This is a genomic window from Ilumatobacter coccineus YM16-304, from assembly GCF_000348785.1.
Taxonomy (GTDB): Bacteria; Actinomycetota; Acidimicrobiia; order Acidimicrobiales; family Ilumatobacteraceae; genus Ilumatobacter_A; species Ilumatobacter_A coccineus.
Genome location: NC_020520.1, coordinates 3854924 through 3873751, shown reverse-complemented (window position 1 = coordinate 3873751; position 18828 = coordinate 3854924). Strand labels below are relative to the sequence as shown.

Annotated in this window: 14 protein-coding genes; 6 read left to right on the top strand and 8 right to left on the bottom strand. The window is 67.8% G+C overall.

Annotated features, from left to right (window positions below; translation table 11 throughout):
• The first annotated feature begins 127 nt into the window (after positions 1-127).
• Positions 128-1210: a DUF2817 domain-containing protein gene (locus YM304_RS17270; RefSeq protein ID WP_015443006.1), complete on the top strand. Its 1083-nt coding sequence runs from the start codon at positions 128-130 to the stop codon at positions 1208-1210.
• Between the two features lie 155 nt (positions 1211-1365).
• Positions 1366-3540, top strand: coding sequence for a hypothetical protein (locus YM304_RS17265; protein ID WP_015443005.1), 2175 nt, complete (start codon positions 1366-1368; stop codon positions 3538-3540).
• Positions 3541-3968: 428 nt separating this feature from the next.
• Here the strand turns inward: YM304_RS17265 and YM304_RS17260 are convergent, their stop codons facing one another.
• Positions 3969-4952, bottom strand: a complete 984-nt coding sequence (locus tag YM304_RS17260) for a 2-hydroxyacid dehydrogenase (RefSeq protein WP_015443004.1) — start codon at positions 4950-4952, stop codon at positions 3969-3971.
• A gap of 127 nt (positions 4953-5079) precedes the next feature.
• Here YM304_RS17260 and YM304_RS17255 point away from each other — a divergent pair, with 127 nt between their 5' ends.
• Positions 5080-5991: an alpha/beta fold hydrolase gene (locus tag YM304_RS17255; protein ID WP_015443003.1), complete on the top strand. Its 912-nt coding sequence runs from the start codon at positions 5080-5082 to the stop codon at positions 5989-5991.
• A gap of 12 nt (positions 5992-6003) precedes the next feature.
• Here the strand turns inward: YM304_RS17255 and YM304_RS17250 are convergent, their stop codons facing one another.
• Together YM304_RS17250 and YM304_RS17245 are read right to left on the bottom strand one after the other, a co-directional pair.
• Positions 6004-6564: a class I SAM-dependent methyltransferase gene (locus YM304_RS17250; RefSeq protein ID WP_015443002.1), complete on the bottom strand. Its 561-nt coding sequence runs from the start codon at positions 6562-6564 to the stop codon at positions 6004-6006.
• A 9-nt stretch (positions 6565-6573) separates the two neighbouring features.
• Entirely contained in the window at positions 6574-7512 is a 939-nt protein-coding gene (locus YM304_RS17245; RefSeq protein ID WP_051071481.1) for a dimethylarginine dimethylaminohydrolase family protein, read from the bottom strand.
• Between the two features lie 84 nt (positions 7513-7596).
• On the opposite strand from YM304_RS17245, the gene YM304_RS17240 reads away from it, so the two are divergent.
• Together YM304_RS17240 and YM304_RS17235 are read left to right on the top strand one after the other, a co-directional pair.
• Positions 7597-8154, top strand: a complete 558-nt coding sequence (locus YM304_RS17240; RefSeq protein WP_015443000.1) for an NUDIX hydrolase family protein — start codon at positions 7597-7599, stop codon at positions 8152-8154.
• Between the two features lie 298 nt (positions 8155-8452).
• A complete protein-coding gene (locus tag YM304_RS17235; protein WP_015442999.1) occupies positions 8453-9343 on the top strand; it encodes a DNA-formamidopyrimidine glycosylase family protein in 891 nt (296 codons plus the stop codon).
• Positions 9344-9367: 24 nt separating this feature from the next.
• On the opposite strand, the gene YM304_RS17230 is transcribed toward YM304_RS17235, so the two are convergent.
• The 5 genes from YM304_RS17230 to YM304_RS17210 all read right to left on the bottom strand — a co-directional run bounded on the left by YM304_RS17230 (position 9368) and on the right by YM304_RS17210 (position 15206).
• Complete coding sequence (locus tag YM304_RS17230) at positions 9368-9769, bottom strand: pyridoxamine 5'-phosphate oxidase family protein (RefSeq protein ID WP_041298398.1); 402 nt, start codon at positions 9767-9769, stop codon at positions 9368-9370.
• Positions 9770-9890: 121 nt separating this feature from the next.
• Positions 9891-12440, bottom strand: a complete 2550-nt coding sequence (locus YM304_RS17225) for an ABC transporter permease (RefSeq protein WP_015442997.1) — start codon at positions 12438-12440, stop codon at positions 9891-9893.
• 1 nt (position 12441) lies between these two features.
• Positions 12442-13215 (bottom strand): ABC transporter ATP-binding protein, encoded by a 774-nt coding sequence (locus YM304_RS17220; protein ID WP_051071605.1) that lies wholly within the window; start codon positions 13213-13215, stop codon positions 12442-12444.
• Between the two features lie 96 nt (positions 13216-13311).
• Positions 13312-13968 (bottom strand): response regulator, encoded by a 657-nt coding sequence (locus tag YM304_RS17215; protein WP_015442995.1) that lies wholly within the window; start codon positions 13966-13968, stop codon positions 13312-13314.
• The gene (locus YM304_RS17210) at positions 13965-15206 is read right to left on the bottom strand and encodes a sensor histidine kinase (protein WP_015442994.1); all 1242 of its coding nucleotides are present in this window, start codon (positions 15204-15206) and stop codon (positions 13965-13967) included. Before YM304_RS17210 ends, YM304_RS17215 begins: the two co-directional genes overlap by 4 nt.
• Before the next feature lie 181 nt (positions 15207-15387).
• Between YM304_RS17210 and YM304_RS17205 the strand changes: the two genes are divergently transcribed.
• Positions 15388-18822 carry an ATP-binding protein gene (locus YM304_RS17205; RefSeq protein WP_015442993.1) on the top strand — a complete coding sequence of 1145 codons (3435 nt, stop codon included), beginning with the start codon at positions 15388-15390 and terminating at the stop codon, positions 18820-18822.
• Positions 18823-18828: the final 6 nt, after the last annotated feature.

Sequence of the window (18828 nt, the reverse complement as noted above, 5' to 3'; positions counted from 1 at the left end):
GCCCTCGCGAGAACCCTTCCGATTTCTTCATGGAACTGACGCGCGAGCGCCGGTAACACCGTCGATCCGTGCGTCGAGCGCCCCGACGCCTGCGCGCTCCGCCGAGCCGATCTGGAATCATGGACGGATGAACCAGCCGTCCGAACGTCGCCTCGACACCACCTATCCAGCCGCCCGCCGCCGGTTTCTCGCCGCGGCGGAAGCGATCGGCGGCGAGGTCACCTCGTTTCCTCACCCGCTCCCCGGGCGTGACGGCGAAGAACTCGCGATCGACGTCGTGTCGCACGGGCCCGACGATGCCGACGCCGTGCTCCTCGTGGTGTCGGGCACGCACGGAGTCGAGGGATACACGGGCTCGGCGCTGCAGAGTTGGTGGCTCGACGAGCGCGCCGACCAGGTCGCCGAGGGCGTACGCCTGGTGATGCTGCACGCCTTCAACCCGATCGGGTTCTCGTGGGTCCGCCGCGTGAACGAGGACAACGTCGACCTCAACCGGAATTTCGTCGACTGGTCGAACCCGCCGACCAACGAGGGGTACGCGCGAGTCGCCGACCTCCTCGTCCCCGAGACGTGGGACGCCGACACGCAGTCGAGCACCACCGACGCGCTGCTCGCAGTTGCCGGCGAGGTCGGGCTCGACGAGTTCCAACAGATCGTGAGCGGCGGCCAGTACGACCACCCGACCGGCATCTTCCACGGCGGTTCGGGGCCGGTGTGGTCCCACCGCTGGCTCGACGAACACTTCCCGGCCATCGTCGGCTCGGCGAAACACCTCGGGGTGATCGACCTGCACACCGGCCTCGGCGACTGGGGGCACGGCGAGTTGATCGCTCACGAATCGAAGGGCGAGCCCGGCTACGAGCGTGGCACCGCCTGGTGGGGCGACATCCGATCGATGCACGACGGCGAGAGCGTCTCGGCGTCGCTGAGCGGCGACTGGCTGGCGACGCTCGACGACCGAGTGCCCGACGCCGAGGTCACCGCTGTCGCATTGGAGTTCGGCACCGTCGACGTGTTCACGGTGCTCCAGGCGTTGCGCGCCGATGCCTGGCTGCACGCGAACGGCGACCCCACGGGCGACGAAGCCGGGGCCATCCGTGACCAGGTGCGGGCCGCCTTCGCTGACGACGACCCCGCATGGCTCGCGACGCTGATCGCCAGGTTCGATCAGGTCGCCGGTCAGGCGCTCTCCGCGCTCACCGCGACGTGACGTGTGCGCGGTTCTGGATTTGTCGCGACGAAATCTCCCGTCACGGCGTCTGACGAACGTCAACGAATCGTAAAGCCCCCAGAAAACGTCGCTAGTCTCTGGTGGCCTGCTGCCGATCGGTGCGCGAAGTGCCAGCGCGAAAGAGGAAACCCCACATGTCAAAGTTCGTACGTCTCGCAGTTGCCGCCGTGGCCGCTGTCGCTGGCTCCCTCGTCGTCCTGCCCGGTGTGGCATTGGCCGATGTCAGCATCGACATCAGCGTCGACTTCCCCGACAGTCCGCTGACGGTCGGGGAGACCGGACTTCCGGCATCGGTCGTGCTCGACAACCAGAACTCCGACGTCGGCGACGATGGTCAGACGCTCGTCATCTGCAACGACGACGACGGACTCGGCGCCGCCACCCCGGTCAACGACTGCCCGAACCCCAGCGGGAGCGACGATCCGCCGCTCGACAACACCGGCCTGCGGGTGCTCGCCGGTTGTGGCGTCGTCAACGGCACCGAGTGCACCACTCCCGACCCGGGCATCTTCACCCCGTCGGCGACGGGTACCGGCCGGGCCGCCACCGAATGCGCAGGCGTGACGTTCGACATCGTCGTCGACGCAGCCACCAACGTGTGGGTGTTCGACCCGATCACGGTGCCGAACATCGAGATCACCGACGCCGCCGGGACCGATCCCGAGTGCATCATCGACTTCACCGTCGACGTCACCAACTACCCGACCATCGACATCGGCACCGCCGCCGGCGCGCAGACCCGCATCCTCGGCTCGGTCTTCGCCGTGAGTGAAGACTCCGGCCTCGGCACCATCGAGAACGCCGACGACCAGGTGAGCACCACCCGGTCGGTCTTCCAGGCCGTTCCCCAACTCGCCACGCAGGCGTCCGGAACGATCGCACTCGGCGACACCATCACCGACACGGCCTTCGTCACCGAACGCGCCAACCCCGACGAGACCGGCACGGTCGACTTCGCCCTCTACGGACCCGACGACGACACCTGCAGCGGAACCCCGGTGTTCGAGTCGACCGGCAACCCGATCTCGTCCGGCAGCAACCAGGTCACGTCCGATGCGTTCGCACCGCAGGCCGTCGGCACCTACCGCTGGATCGCCAGCTACAGCGGCGACCGCAACAACGAACCGGTCGCCGGCGAATGCAACGACGCCAACGAGTCGGTCGTGGTCACGCCCGGTCAGCCCGTCCTGGCGACCGTCGCCTCGCCCACCGTGCGCCTCGGCGCCGGCGAACTCACCGACACCGCCACGGTCAGCGGCCGCGTCGGACCGCTCGCCTCCACGGTGAGCTTCTCGCTCTTCGGCCCCGACGACGACACCTGCGCCGGTCCGGCCATCTTCACCGACACCGACGTGGCGTTGCCCACGGCGACCAACTCGGTCACCTCGGCCGGCTACACGCCTACCGAACCCGGCACCTACCGGTGGATCGCCACCTACTCCGGTGATGCGAACAACTTCCCGGCCGCCGGGGAATGCAACGACGCCAACGAGTCCACCGTCGTCGAGAAGGCACAGCCGGTGCTCGCCACCGACGCCGGCCCCGACGTGTCGATCGGCGACCAGCTCACCGACACCGCCACGGTCACCGGACGCGTGTCGGCCGGTGACGCCACGCTCAACTTCCGCCTCTACGGCCCGAACGACGACGACTGCTCCGACGACGCCGTCTTCGAGCAGCTCGGCGTTCCGTTCGCCGCCACCGACGACAGCGTCACCTCCGAAGGGTTCACCCCGTCGACGGTCGGCACCTACCGCTGGGTCGTCACCTACTCGGGTGACGACAACAACGAGGGTGCCGTCGGCGAATGTGGCGACCCGCTCGAAACCGTCGAGGTCGCCCTCGGCGCACCCACCATCGTCACCGAAGCATCGGCCAGCGTGCCGGTCGGTGTCGGCCAGCTCTCCGACGCAGCGATCGTCAACGGCCGGGTCTCCCCGCAGGTCGGCGCCACCGTGAGCTTCCGTCTCTACGGCCCCGGCGACACGACGTGCTCGGCAGCCCCCGTGTTCGAAGACCTCGACGTGGCCTACCCGGTCGGCGGTGGCACGATCCGCTCCGGCACGTACACCCCGACCGTGGCCGGCACGTACCGATGGGTCGCTTCGTACTCCGGTGACGCCAACAACCTGCCCGCCGTGGGCGAGTGTGGCGACCCGGCCGAAACGGTCGTCGTGACGGCTGCTCCGGTCACCGAGCTGCCGGCGACGGGTTCCGAGACCCAGATGTTGATGCGTTCGGGCGGGGCACTGTTCCTCGTCGGCATCGCCATGGTGGGCATCGGCAACCGCAAGCGCTACGCCCGCTGACCGATCCCGTCACCCCGAGTTCTGTGTGAGCCGTCCCGCTGAGCGGGGCGGCTCACGCCGTTTTCAGCACCCCGACATCACCCTCTGGGTCCGTTGAGGATGATTTCGAGCCTGGCCAGAAATCACCCTCTGGGTCCGTTGGGGGTGATTTTGAGCCTGGGCGAAAATCGTCGTCAGGTCGGTTGGGGGTGATTCTGAGCCTGGGCAGGAATCGTCGGCTCACCCCGTTTTCAGCACCCAGACATCTCCCTCTGGGTTCGTTGAGGATGATTTCGAGCCTGGGCAAAAATCGTCGTCAGGTCGGTTGGGGATGATTTCGAGCCTGGGCAGAAATCGTCGCGAGACTCGTTGGGGATGATTTCGAGCCTGGGCAGAAATCACCCTCTGGGTTCGTCGGGGGTGATTTTGAGCCTGGGCGAAAATCGTCGTCAGGGGACTGGGGTGAGCGGGGGGCGGTCGGCGAGGACCTCGACGACGTTGCGCGCCGCAAGGTCAGCCATCGCCCCGCGGGTCTCGATGGTCGCCGAACCGAGGTGGGGGATCAACACCACGTTCTCGAGATCGAGCAGACCGGGATGCACCTCTGGTTCGTGCTCGAACACGTCGAGCCCCGCACCGGCGAGGCGACCGGATGCCAGCGCCTCGACCAGCGCCGCCTCGTCGACGATCGGACCACGAGCGGTGTTGACGAGAAATGCCGACGACTGCATCGAGCGCAGCGCCGCCTCGTCGATCAGGTGGTGGGTCGCATCCGAATACGGGCAGTTGAGCGACACGACGTCGCTCGTCGCGAGGAGTTCGTCGAGCGACACGAGCGACGCACCGAGTCGGTCCTCGATCTCGCCATCGACCGCTGAGCGGTTGTGGTACACGATCGACATGCCGAACGCCTTCGCCCGTTCGGCGAGCGCGACGCCGATCGCTCCCATCCCGACGATGCCGAGCCGTCGACCCTGCAAGCCGGTGCCGAGCATCATGAACACGCCCCACTTCCACGGCTGCCGCGACCGGATCACGCGCTCCGCCTCGCCCAGTCGGCGCGTCGACATCAGCGTCAGCGCCATCGCGAGGTCGGCCGTTGCGTCGGTGAGCACGCCAGGCGTGTTCGTGACCTCGACGCCACGCGACCGGCAGGCATCGACATCGACGTTGTTGAATCCCACTGCCACGTTGGCGACGACCTTCAGGTGAGGCGCCGCATCGAGAAATCCGTCGTCGACTCGGTCGGTCAACAACGTGACCGCCGCATCGGCCTCGGCGAGTTGTTCGTCACGAACGTCGGCCGGGATCGGGTCGTCGCCAGGCCACGCCCACACCTCGCCGACCGACCGCAAGATGTCGAGTCCCGACTCGGGAATCCGGCCGGTGACCAGGATCTTCGGCTTCGGTCGGGAGTTGTCGAGCGTCGTCATGAGGGCAGAATCCAGTCGGCGGTGGCGTCGAATCGTCGAGGTCGCGGGCAGTCCGACACGGTAGTTGCCGTCGTGGCCCGTCACCCGCTCGGCCCCGATCGGCGCCACGACCGGTGATACTGAGTACATGGCGAAGCGACCGGCACTGCAACACGTGACCATCCACGGTCACGCGGTCGGATATCGGCGCGCCGGTTCGCGCAACGCCGAGACCGTTCTGCTGATCCACGGTCTGGCCGGGAGTTCGAAGACGTGGGACGCCGTCATGCCCGGCCTGTCGGAGCACTACGACGTCGTCGCGCCCGACCTGCTCGGCCACGGCGAGTCGGCGAAACCCCGCGGCGACTACTCACTCGGTTCGTTCGCGAGCGGTCTGCGCGACTTCCTCGCGATGATGGAGATCGACTCGGTCACCATCGTCGGGCACTCGTTCGGTGGCGGCGTCGCGATGCAGTTGGCATACCAGCACCCGCACCTCGTCGACCGACTGGTACTCGTCGGCTCGGGTGGCCTCGGCCGCGAGGTCTCTCCGCTGCTGCGCATGCTCTCGCTGCCCGGCGCCGAGTACCTGATGCCACTCGTGATGCCCAGACCGGTGGTCGACGGCGCCACGGTCGTCGGCCGATTCCTGGGGCGTCACAACCTGCGCTCCGCGCGGCTCGGCGAGTTCTGGCGGGGCTACGCGTCGCTGGCCGGCGCCGAGAACCGCCATGCGTTCGTCAAGACGATGCGTGGCGTGATCGAGCCGGGTGGGCAGACGGTCAACGCCAACGACCGCCTCTACCTCGCCGCCCGGGTTCCGGTGATGATCGTCTGGGGAGACCGCGACGGCGTCATTCCGGTCGCGCACGGCGTGGCCGCCCACGAAGCGATCGTCACCAGCAGGCTCGAGATCCTCGAAGGCGTCGGGCACTTCCCGCACGTCGAAGCTCCCGATGCGTTCGTGGCGGCACTGGTCGACTTCCTCACCACCACCGAACCGGGCCCCGACGACGCGACACTGCGTGAGATCATGGTCGCGCACGCCGACGACCGTTGAGCGAGGTCGTCGTCAGGCCACGCGCCGGACGACGATCGACTCGGCACCGTCGGCTTCCTCGTGGCGTACGACCTCGCAGTCGTCGCGATCGAACGCCGCGGCGAGCTCACCCGATGGCGCATGGAACGACCCCGGTGTCGTCGCACCCGTTTGGGACAGGACGGTCACGATCGCGATGCCGTCAGGATCGAGTCGCTCGACGATCACGTCGTACAGCGACGTGTCTCGGAAGCGTTGGCAGACGATCACGTCGAAGCCACTCATCGATTCCGGGACGCCGTCGTCGAGATCGTGAACCGCGACGTCGACTCGACCGTCGAGGCCGGCCATCGAAACCGCCTGCTTCGTGAGTTCGACCGCCTTCGGTGACACGTCGACGGCGGTGACGTGGAGTCCACGCGCCGCGAGCCACACCGACTCGGCCCCGGTGCCACACGCGAGATCGAGTGCTCTGCCCGACGTGGGGATCAACGGGGCGGTCGCGTCGTCGAGTGCGTCGGGTCGTCTGGCTGGTGACGGCGAGCGACGCTCGTAGCGCGCGTCCCAGTGCGTGGCATCGTCGGAGGTCATCATCGGGCTCCGTCAGTGTGCCCGGTGCAGGGGCAATGTGCAGCAGCGGAAGCTCCCGCCCGTCTTCGGAGGTTCGGAATACGGGACCTCGACGACCTCGATACCGCGTGCACGCATCTCGCCGTTGATCCGCGTCATCGACGGCTGCGACACGACGGTGTCGGGTGACAGCGAGAGCACGTTGGTGCCGAGTGCCTGCTGCTCGTCGCGGGTGACCTCGATGAGTTCGTAGGTCTCGCGCAGCGTCGCCGGAATCTCGCGCATGCCGCCGGGGTAGATGAGCGCGTATCCGTCGCCGACGGGGAGGAACGAGCAGTCGAGATGGAGCACGTCTTCACCGTCGTCGAGTCCGCTGAGGGTGATCGGCACGATCTCGTAGTCGGGCACCAGTTGCATCAGCCACGCGGCGCCGGCGAGTGTGGTCCGCTGCCCGATGCCGACGAACACCTTGCCGCGATCGACGATGACGTCGCCGCCCTCGATGACGAGGTCTTCCGGTCCGAACAGCACCTTGACGTCTTCGGGGAACCGTTCGAACAGGTGCGAGTAGCCGCGCCACTCGAGCCGGCGACTCCTGGCCGCCATGGTGGTGACGATGAAGGTGGTGCCGATGACGACGCCGATGTCGCGGGTCATCATCTGGTCGGGCACGTACGGCAGCGCATGCGGCTGGATGACCGACACGCCGCGCGAGCGCAACACGTCGATGAAGCCGTTGAGTTGCGCCGTGACCGCCTCGGGCGTCGGGGCGTCGGGGCCGTCGTAGTACTGCCGTTGCGTCTCGTTGATGATCTCGGCGTCGACCTGCAGGAAGTTGTCGGGGTAGCCGACGATCACCGAGCGGAGCGGCGCCGTTTCGGAGTCGACGAACACGTCCATCATCGGCGGCGCCTCGGTGACATGGCGATCGCCGTTGCTCCCGCTCCCATCGCTCCCGCTCGATGAATCCATCGGGGTCATCGTAGGGCTGTGATTTCCGTCCTGCCAGACCAACGGTCCGTCGATGAACCGTCGGAACGTGAAATCATCACGGGCGTGACCGACATCGACGACGTGTTCAACACCCAGACCGAGTACGAGAGCGGTTGGCTGTCACCCGACGACCTCGAGCTGGTGCGGGCCAACGTGCCGATCGTCTACGTCGACGCGGTGCCGGTTCGAGTCGATTCGCTCGGCAACGTCACCGAGGTGGGAATGCTGCTTCGCGTCGCTGCCGACGGGACCATCAGTCGCATGGTCGTGACCGGCCGTGTGCTCTTCGGCGAGCGCGTCCGCGAGGCGCTGATGCGTCACTGCGAGAAGGACCTCGGTCCGATCGCGCTGCCGCGAGTGCCGGCGAACCCGACGCCGTTCACGGTGGTCGAGTACTTCCCGAACCCGGAACGGTCGGGTTTCTACGATCCTCGTCACCATGCGGTGTCGCTCGCGTACGTCGTGCCGGTCGAGGGGGAGTGCGAACCCACGCAGGAAGCGCTCGATCTCACCTGGTTCACCCCGGAGGAAGCGGTGAGCGACGAGGTCCGTGGCCAGATGACGAGCGGTCACGACCGCCTCATCCGTCTCGCCCTCGCCCACGTCGGCAAACTCCCCTGACGACGCCCGTTCTGCCCCGGCAATGCGTCACGGATGACGGATCTGCGGGGTAAAACGTCGCGGTTGCGGGTGGGGTTGGTTCTGCCCCGGGAATGCGTCACGGGTGACGGATCTGCGGGGTAAAACGTCTTGGTTGCGGGTGGGGTTGGTTCTGCCCCGGGAATGCGTCACGGATGACGGATCTGCGGGGTAGAAGCTGGTCGGGACGGTGTTTCGGGCGGCGGTGAATCACATCATTGTCGTTTGTCGTCGCAATGATCACAGCCGGTCACGCTGAGCGCGTAAGATTTGTCTTGAAATGCCAGAGGGAGACACCATTCATCGAGCGGCGAGCGCGCTCCGGACCGCCCTTGCGGGTCGGCCGATGATGCGTTTCGATGCGCCGCGACTGATCGGTCCGGTGCCACAGGCCGGTCGCATCGTCGAGCGGGTGGAGAGTCACGGCAAGCACCTCGAGATCGAGTGGGACAACGGCATGGTCCTGCACACGCACATGCGCATGTCGGGCTCGTGGCACCTCTACCGGCGCGGCGAGAAGTGGCGCAAGCCCTACGAGCAGATGCGCGCGGCGATCGAGACCGACGAGTGGGTCGCGGTGTGCTTCAACGCCCCGCTCGTCGAGACCTACCGGCAACCCGACAAGCGCCGTCACCCCGGAATGGGGCGCCTCGGCCCCGACCTGTGCAAGCCCGACACCGACCTGAGCGTCGTGGTCAACCTACTGTTGTCGTACGGCGACGCCGATGCGCGCATCGCCGAGGTGCTGCTCGATCAGCGCGTGATGTGCGGCGTCGGCAACGTGTATCGCTGCGAAGTGCTGTGGGCCACCGGCATCAGCCCCTTCGCGAAGGTCGGCACGCTGAGCGAGCGAGATGCCATCAGACTCGTCAACACCGCGGCGTCGCAACTGCGCTCCAACCTGCAGACCGCCTCACGGGTCACCACGACCGAAGTGAAGGGCGGGCTCGCGGTGTACGGCCGCAACGGCCAGCAGTGCGCCCGCTGCATCTCGAGCGTGGAGATGCGACGGCTCGGCGAACACAACCGGGTGCTCTACTGGTGCCCCGGATGCCAGACGCACCTCGACCCGAAGCTCGACGCTCCGGTCGACGACACGCCGACGATGGATCGGCACCCCGCAGCGGCGAAGTTCCTCGCCGACCTGCCCTGGAACCGCGACGTCGGTTGACCCGTCGGCGGCGCTTCGTCGTCGTCAGCCTCGTCCCAGGATCTTGTCGACGTCGATCTCGACCACGGCTCGGTCATCGCGTTCCTTCGGCTCGCGATAGCGGCGGGCGTAGCCCTCGATCCCCGGTCGCACCTGCTCTGGGTCGGTCACGAGCCGCACCCGACCTTCGAGGGTGAGCCACCGGCCACCGTCGACCTGACTCACCGCGGCACGCTGCCCGGCGGCTGCCATGCGTCCGGCGTTGACCGCCTTCTGTGACGTCGCCCAGGTGATGACCCGAGCGACCTTCGCGTCGGGGTCGTAACTGAACCCGACGGCGACGACATGCGGTGAGCCGTCGGTCCGCAGCGTGGTCAGCGTGGCGAGATGCCGCTCCCGGAGGAACTCCAACACCTCATCGGACAGGTCGTCGACATCGAGAGCCATCACTGCTGTCTAGCCCGGCACGGCGCGGCCGGGCCACCCCAGCCGGTCATGTCCCGCCAGACGCGACGGACCGGGCCGTGCGAGCTCCGAGGGAGCACACACGACCCGGCCAGGGGGTCGACTATTCGGTGGCGATCGCTTCGAGCACGTCCATGTTGCTCGCCTTGTACGACGGGTACAGCGCGGCGAACAGGCCGGCGACGACAGCCCCGACCAAGATCAACACGACGATCGTCGGGTTGAACGCCAGCTGGCCGATGATGTCGTCGGGCACCGCCAGCGACAGCACGACACCGATGAACGTGCCGAGCACGATCCCGATGATGGCGCCGAAGGTCGACACGATGATCGCTTCCCAGCGGACCGACCTCCGGGTCTGTCGCTTGTTCATCCCGACCGCTCGCAGCAGCCCGATCTCTCTCGTGCGCTCGAACACACCGAGCGCCAGGGTGATCGAGATGCCGATGACCGCGATGAGGATGGCCACGAACAGCAGCATCGAGATGATGATCAACAACTGGTTGATCTGGTTCTCCTGCTCCTCGATGAACTCGGCGTTGGTGCGCACGAGCGCCTGCGGGAACTCGGCCGCAGCCGCTTCGACCGCAGCGTCACCGTCGGCTGCCGTGACCCCGTCACGCAGCTTGGCGATGATGAAGAAGTCGCGCGCCGGGGCGTCGCTGACCGACTCCAACGTGTCGAGGCCGATCAGCCAGTTGCCGAACGTCGAGTTCGAGTAGATGCCGGCGACCTCGAGCTGTCCCTGCACGCCGTTCTGATACGTGACAGCGAACGAGTCGCCGACCTCGAGGTCGAGATCGCCCGCCGGGTCTTCGTGGATGAGCGCCTGGTTCAGTCCGAGCCCGGCGATCGAGCCCGAGACGAGGCCGGGGTCGACGAGATCCGCGAACGCATCGGCATCGACGGCGCCGAAGCTCTTGACGTCGCCCTCGACCAGACCGCTCGTCCCGCGGACCGGCGTGACGGCCTGGAGTTCGGGCACCTCGGCGAGCGTCTCGGCGACCACGGGCGACAGGCCTTGGAAGCCCGTCGACTCGGTGACGACGTAGTCGGCGGTGACCGCGTTCTCGAGCGTGTCGACGAACGTGGCGCGCAACGACGAGGCGAACACCGCCGCCGCGCTGACCAGCGCGACGCCGATCATGAGCGCCGCCGCGCTCGACGCGGTGCGCCGCGGTGCCCGAGCGACGTTCTGACGAGCGAGCGCTCCCGGCGTCTTCAACAGTTTCTCGACCGGCCAGCCGATCGCCTTCGTGACCGGCGTGGCGATGGTCGATGACACGCTGGCGACGCCGAGGAACAGCAGCAGACCGCCGCCCCCACCCAGGAAGATCAGGCCGGGCGTGCCACCGGGGGAGAGGAACATCCCGATCAGGAACATCGCTCCACCCAGGACGGTGATCACCGCACCGGCGATGAGGCGCTTGGTCTTGAGTGCATCGAAGCCGAGCTCGGGACGCATCGCTGCGACCGGAGGGATCTTGGCGGCACGACGCGCCGGGATGACGACCGACGCCATCGTGATGCCGATACCGACGAGTGCCGCCATGATGAACGTGCGCGGCTTCAGGATCGTGGCCGTCGACGGGAAACCCGCACCGGCAGCGTCGAACCCGAAGATGAGGAGTCGGGCGACGCCGATTCCGCCGGCGACACCCAGGATCGTCGCGACCACGCCGAGGATCAGCGCCTCGATCGTGATCATCCGTCGCACCTGCCTGCCCGACGCACCGACCGCACGAAGCAGTGCGAGCTCGCGCAGCCGTTGGCCGATCGTGATCTGGAACACGTTGTTGATGATGAACGCACTCACGAAGGCCGTGATGAACGCGAAGATCAGGAGCCCGGTTCCGAACACGCCGATGAACTCGTTGACGTCGGCAGCGTTCTCCTCGGCGACCTGCTCACCGAGCACCGCTTCGGTGCGCTCGGGCAGGATCTCCTCGATCGCCGCCTTGACCGTTTCGACGTCGGCATCGGGCTCGACGGCCACCTCGAGGGAGTCGACCTTGCCGTTGCTGGTGAGGCGCTCGAGCGCGGTGTCGAGATCGAGCGCGACGAGTTGCGCCCCGCCGAAGCTGTCGCCGTCACCCAGACCGATGAATCCGGTGATGCGGGCTTCGTACGAACCGGTGTCGGTCAGGTACGTGACGGCATCGCCGAGGGTGAAGTTCTCGTTGTCGGCGGTGGCCTTGTCGATGGCGACCTGGTCGGGGCCCATCGGAGCGACGCCTTCCTTGAGCGTGGCGCCCTGCAGCCCGTTCTCACCCTCGTACGACGTGCCGAACGTGGGAGATCCGGCCGGCGTGATGGCCTCGCCGTCGGCGTCGACCAACTGGGCGTAGCGGAACAGGTACGGCTCGACGACGGCGACGCCGTCGACCTCGCGGATGGCGTCGGCGAGTGCCGGGTCGATCGGGTCACGTTCGCCGTCGCCCTCGAACTCCTGCGCACTTCGCACCGACAGGTCGATGTTCTCGTTGAGCTCGGAGAACAGGTTGTCGAACGTGTTCTTGAGGCTGTCGGCGAGCACGAACGACCCGACGACGAACGACACGCTCGCCGTGATGGCGAGCGCGATCACGATGGTGCGTCCGAGTCTCGCCCGGATGCTCTTGCGCGCGATCAGCGCGGTGGAACCAGTAGCCATGTCAGTCTCCGAGGTGCTTCATGCGATCGAGCACCTGCTCGGCGGTCGGGTCGGCGAGTTCGCCGTCGATCTTGCCGTCGGCGACGAAGATGACCCGATCGGCGTACGACGCGGCGACGGGATCGTGGGTGACCATGACGATCGTCTGACCGAACTCGCGGACCGCGCGCCGCATGAAGTCGAGGATCTCGGCGCCGGTCGTGGAGTCGAGGTTGCCGGTCGGCTCGTCGGCGAAGATGATCTGCGGCTTCGACGCGAGTGCCCGAGCGACGGCGACTCGCTGTTGCTGGCCACCGGAAAGCTCGCTCGGACGATGCTTGACACGGGAGGTGAGGCCCACCGTGGAGATGACCTGTTCGATCCAGGCCGGGTCGCCGGCGTCGCCACCGAGCATCATCGGCAGCTTGATGTTCTCCTCGGCGGTCAACGTCGGGATCAGGTTGAACGCCTGGAACACGAAGCCGACCTTCGTTCGGCGCAGCTCGGTGAGCGCCTTGTCGTCGAGCGACGCCAAGTAGGTGTCGCCGATGTAGGTGGCGCCGCTGGTGAGCGTGTCGAGGCCGGCGAGACAGTGCAGGAGCGTCGATTTGCCCGAGCCCGACGGGCCCATGATCGCGGTGAACTTGCCGGTCTCGAACGCCACGGTGACGCCGTCGAGGGCGCGCACCTCGGCATCGCCGACGCCGTAGACCTTGGTGGCGTCGACGGCACCGGCAGCGCCGGACATGCCGGTGCTGGGAGCCGGGGGGACAGGGGGAGCCAAATCGGTTGACATGGTGATCATCCTGCCGGGCGACAGTCGAACTGTCGTCCACCTTCAGGATGATTCGCTCACACCCGTGGGCTGACCGTCACGCTCCCGGCGTCACCGTCATGCTCCGGGCGTCACCAGGCCCGACTCGTAGGCGGCGACGACGGCCTGCACGCGGTCTCGGGCGCCGAGCTTCGAGAGCACGCGGCCGACGTGGGTCTTGATCGTCGCTTCGCCGAGGATGAGCTCGGTGGCGATCTCGGCGTTGCTCAGCCCCTTGGCCATCAGACGGATGACGTCTTGCTCGCGCGAGGTCAGCTCGCTGATCCCGGGGAACGCATCGGGCTGACCCTGTGGCCGCCGGGCGATCTCGTCGATCAACGTCTGGGTGACCGACGGAGCCAGCATCGCGTCGCCGTTGGCCACGATGTGGATGGCATCGACGAGCTGCTCGGGCGGCGCGTCTTTGAGCATGAACCCGCTCGCCCCGGCGCGCAGCGCCGCGTGCACGTAGTCGTCGAGATCGAACGTGGTGAGCATCATCACCCGAGGTGAGTCCTCGCCCTGGCAGATGCGATCGCAGGCCTCGATGCCGTCCATGCGAGGCATGCGCACGTCCATCAGTACCACGTCCGGACGGGCCCGGTCGACCATCTCGACGGCGTCGAGCCCGTCGACCGCTTCGCCGACGACCGAGATGTCGGGTTCGGCCTCGAGGATCATGCGGAATCCGGTCCGCACCATCGCCTGATCGTCGACGAGCATCACCCTGATCATGCGACCACCTCCGCAGCGCTCGGAGCCGTCGTCGGCGAGCGAGGCGCGGCCGACGCGTCGGTCGGCAACGACACGGCGACTCGCCAGCCGCCGCCACTGCGCCAGCCGGCGTGCATGGTGCCACCGATCGCAGCGACCCGTTCGTTCATGCCGACGAGCCCGAAGCCAGGCTCGCTGTCGTCGGCCGCAGCGCCGCGCCCGTCGTCGGTCACGCTGATCGCCACCTCGTCGGCCCGGCGTTCGATGGTGACCGCCACCGAGGTGACCGGCCCGGCGTGGCGTCGGATGTTGGTGAGCGCTTCCTGGATGACCCGGTAGCCGGTGAGCGTGACGGAGCTGGGCAGATGCTGGACGTCGCCGACGACCGTGAGATCGATCGCCAGGTCGTCGCTGCGAGCGACAAGATCATCGATCTGGTCGAGGGCCGGCTGGGGCGCGAGCGTCGCCTCGGCATCGGTGTCGTCGGCCGATCGACGCAGCACGCCGAGGATGCCGCGCAGTTCGTTCATCGTCTGGCGGCCGGTCTCTTCGATGTTGGTGAGCGCCTGCTCGGCGTTGTCGGGCGCGGTGGAGAGACTGCGGCGCGCCGCTGCCGCCTGGATGACCATGACGCTCACCGAGTGAGCGACCACGTCGTGCAGTTCGCGTGCGATTCGGTTGCGCTCGGCGTTGACCTCGCGCTGGGCGATCAGCTCGCGCTCGCGCTCGGCCCGTTCGGCACGCTCCTGCAGCGCGGTGGCAGCGTCACGGCGACGGCGCAGGTTGTCGCCGAGCACGAACGCGGTGACGAGGATGATCGTGCTCGAGATGAACGACCCGATGTCGAGTTCGCCGACCGACAGCCCGGTGACGAACAGGGCGGCGATCGCGATCGCGATGAGTGCCACCACACGCGAGCGGATCGGCCCTGCCGAGTGCGCCCCGAGGGAGTACAGGGCGACGACCACACCGAGAAACCCGGCGCCGTCGACGTCGGCGAAGGCGGCGAAGACCTGGACGAACACCACGATCAACGTGGAGGCGACGGTGTAGATGCGGCGCCACAGGATCGGGAAGACGGCACCGACCACCAGGAGCGAGGTCCACCACGACGGATCGACGAAATCGATGTCGTCGTTCTCGAAATCGGCGAGGTGCAGCGTGAGCGCGATCGACGTGAGCGCCACGGCGAGGAGGGCGTCGGCGTACGTCGGGCGTTCGCGCAGCCAGCGAATGGGGTGTGGGCGCCGATCGAGCATCGTGTGGAGAACGCTAGTCATCGTCGGGGCCAGGTGGATCCTCCCGCAGGGGGAGGGCCATCCACCCGACGGTGGACTCGTTGCCCAGATGTTTCGACGAGCGCCTGCGGAATGTCGGTCCGGTACCGTGGGCGGTGAACAACCTGGTCGGGGAGTTGTTCGCGGGGCGTAGTCTGCTTCGATGGCATGCGCCTCGTGCTCGCAGCCGCTCCCCGAGGGCGCTCGCTTCTGTCCGTTCTGTGGCCACGAAGTGAGTTCGACCATGGCCGAGGAACGCCGCGTCGTGTCGGTGCTGTTCGCCGACATCGTCGGCTTCACCACGCTGTCGGAGCACCTCGACCCCGAGCGCGTCAAACGGCTGATCGACGCCGGCTTCGAGCGCATGATCGTCGAGATCGAGCGCTTCGGCGGCCGGGTCGACAAGGTGCTCGGCGACGGGATCCTGGCGCTGTTCGGCGCACCCACCGCCCACGAAGACGACCCCGATCGAGCAGTGCGCGCGGCGATCGAGATGCACCGAGCGCTCGAAGAGTTCGTCGAGTCCGACCCTGCGCTCACCGCCGACATCCGGATGCGCGTCGGCGTCAACACCGGCGAAGTGGTGGTGGGCAGAGTGTCGGGCAGCGACGACTACACGGCGATGGGCGACGTGGTCAACGTCGCGTCGCGTCTGCAGTCGATGGCCCCTCCCGGCGGCATCTACATCGGCGCCGCGACCGAAGCGGAGCTGTCGCCGCGCATCGAACGCGTGCTGGTGGCCGACTCCGAAGTGCGCGGCCGCGACCAGACCGAACGAATCTGGAGTGTCACCGGCCGGATCAATCGGTCGTTCCTCGCGCCCTCGCGCCACGACCTCCCGTTCGTCGGCCGGACGAGTCAGCGCGAGCTCTTCAACTCGGTGATGGGCCTCGTGGCCGACGGCCAAGGCGCGGTCATCACGGTGACGGGCGAGGCCGGCAGCGGCAAGACCCGCCTGGTCAACGAGTCGCTCGCTCGGTTCCCCGGTCGTCCCGTGGCGGTGTTCACCGGCGTGTGCGCGCCGTACGGCGAGACCAATGCCTGGTCGCCGATCGCGTCGGCACTGTTCCGCCTCATGGGCGCCGACCGCTCGACCCCCGCCGACGTGCTGCGTCAGACGGTTCACGATCGGGGCATCGAGCTGTACGGGCTCGGCGACTCCGACCCGCGGATGCATCGCTTCATCGAAGGCGCGATGCATCTGCTCGGCCACGCGTCCGACCTCGACCGAGTCGCCCCGTCGCAAGCCCGCGAGATCGTCATGCAAGTCGTGGTCGAAGGGCTCCATCGGCGTTCGCAGGCAGGGCCGGTGGTGGTCTGGATCGACGACGTGCAATGGGCCGACCCGCTCCTGCTCGAACTGCTCTCACGCATCGCCCGGTCGCTGATCGATCGTCCGGTACTGCTCGTCACGGCGCAACGTGACGACGCCGACAACGGGTGGCCGCCTGCGATCGACCACCCGGTCATGATCAACATGCCGCTCGATCCGCTGAGCAAGGGGGAGTCCGACGAGTTGGTCGGGGCCGTGTTCGCCGGCGATGACCCGGGCGATCAGCTCCGCAAGCAGCTGTACGAACGCAGCGGTGGCAACCCGCTCTTCCTCACGCAGTTGGCCAAGATGGCCCACGAACACCCCGGCGACGAGAATCTGCCGAGTTCGTTGCGCGCGCTGATCGCGGCGCGCCTCGACGCGCTGCCCGCCGCGCAGCGACTGATCATCGAGAACGCCTCGGTGCTCGGCACGTCGGGTTCCGACAAGGCGCTCGCACGGTTCGCAGAGGAGCTCGGCCAAGACTTCGAGACGAGCGACCTCGACGAACTCGACGACGACGGATTCTTCGACGTCACCGACGGATGGTGGCGATTCCGGTCCGAGATCGTGCGCGAAGTGGCGTATCAGACGCTGACCAAGTCGTCGCGCGCGCAGCGCCACACCGGAACCGCCAGAGTGATGCTCGACTACGGCCTGGGCCCGATCGATCAGGTCGCACACCACGCCGCCACCGCGGCCGAACTCGTCGCCGACATCGGCCCGGTCGAACAGGTGCCCGCCGACATCGGAGCACGGGCGGTCGACCTGCTCAGCCGAGCCGCCGAACGGTCACTCGAGATCGGGGCGTTCAACCAGGCGATCCGTCAGGCATCACGAGCGATCGATCTGGGCGTCGGCGACGCGGCGAGCATCCGATCGCTTCGCCTGCTGCGCGCCAACGCGTCGGTCGAGCGTCGTGAAGGGGCGTTGGCGGTGGTCGACGCGCGGACCGTGCTCGAATCGGCGGTGTCCGACGGCGACGAGGTCCAAGAAGCGATCGCCCGCCGCATCCTCGGCATGATCGCCCAGCAGGAGGGCGACCTCCCCCTGGCTCGCACCGAACTCGGCAAGAGCGTCGAACTGCTCCGCGCGTCCGACGAAGCGCACGAACTGGCCACCTCGCTCAGCGACCGCGGCTTCGTCGAAGTGTTCGGCGGATCGCTCGTCGACGCCGATTCGATCCTGAGCGAAGCCGAGACACTGGCCGAGGAGCTCGGTGACCGGCGCCGACTGGCGTGGATTCGCCAGCACCAGGCCTGGGTCGCGTTCCTGTCGGGCGACACCGAACTCGCCGAACAGCGACTCACCGCGTCGTCGGGACTGTTCGAAGACCTCGGCGACCGGTCGGGCACCGGCTGGGCGATGGGGCTGCTCGCGTACGTTCGTTTCTTCGAGCGGCGATTCGGCGACGCAGAAGAACTCGCAACGGCGGTCCGCAAGGAAGCAGCCGAGCTCGGCGAGCGTTGGGCGCCGGCGATGATGGACGCGTTGCTCGCGTCGATTCGCCTGTGGACCGGTCGATTCAGCGAAGCGGAAGAACTCTCCCGTCGGGCGCTCAACGGATTCCGCGAACTCAACGACCGCTTCGGCATCGTGCAGGCCCTCGTGCCGCGCATGCGCGCCCTGGTGGCGCTCGGACGGAACCAGGAAGCCGAGCGGGGTCTGGAGGAAGCGGTCTCGTTGGCCGACCTGTTCGGCGACCTCGCCTTCCCGACCATGGCGGCGGCCGGCACCGCAGCGCACCTCGGGCTCGGTGAGCGTGCGGTCTCGCTCGGCGAAGTCGCCGTGGAGCGAATGGTGGCGATGCACGCCGACGGCTCCGAGGCGCGGATCGGCCTCGCGCTCGGACTCTGCCAGGTCGGCGAACCCGAAGAAGCCCTCACCGTGTTGCTCGACGTGACCGCCGAACGGCCATACCTCCACGCCGTGAGCGCCATCGCCCACGCGATGCTCGGCGACGCCGCCGATGCGCTGCGCCACGCCGACGCAGTGACCGACGACGAGGGGTCGACGTACCTCGACCGAGTGCTCGCCGACGTCGCCGCGGGCGCCGCCCTGTCGTCGTCGGGTGACCGCGACGCCGCTCGATCGCGCATCGACGCGGCGCGCGCCACCGCCGGCCGAGCGGGCGACGAAGTGGCCAAGGCGCTCTCTCACGCAGCGGCGAGCGCGATCTGCGACGATGCGGAACCGTCAGAGATCGACCATCTCGGGTCGGGTTGGCATCGTGTGGTCGACGGCCTCGCTCGAGCCGTGTCTGCAGCGCAGCCCGAACTATCCTGAGATCGC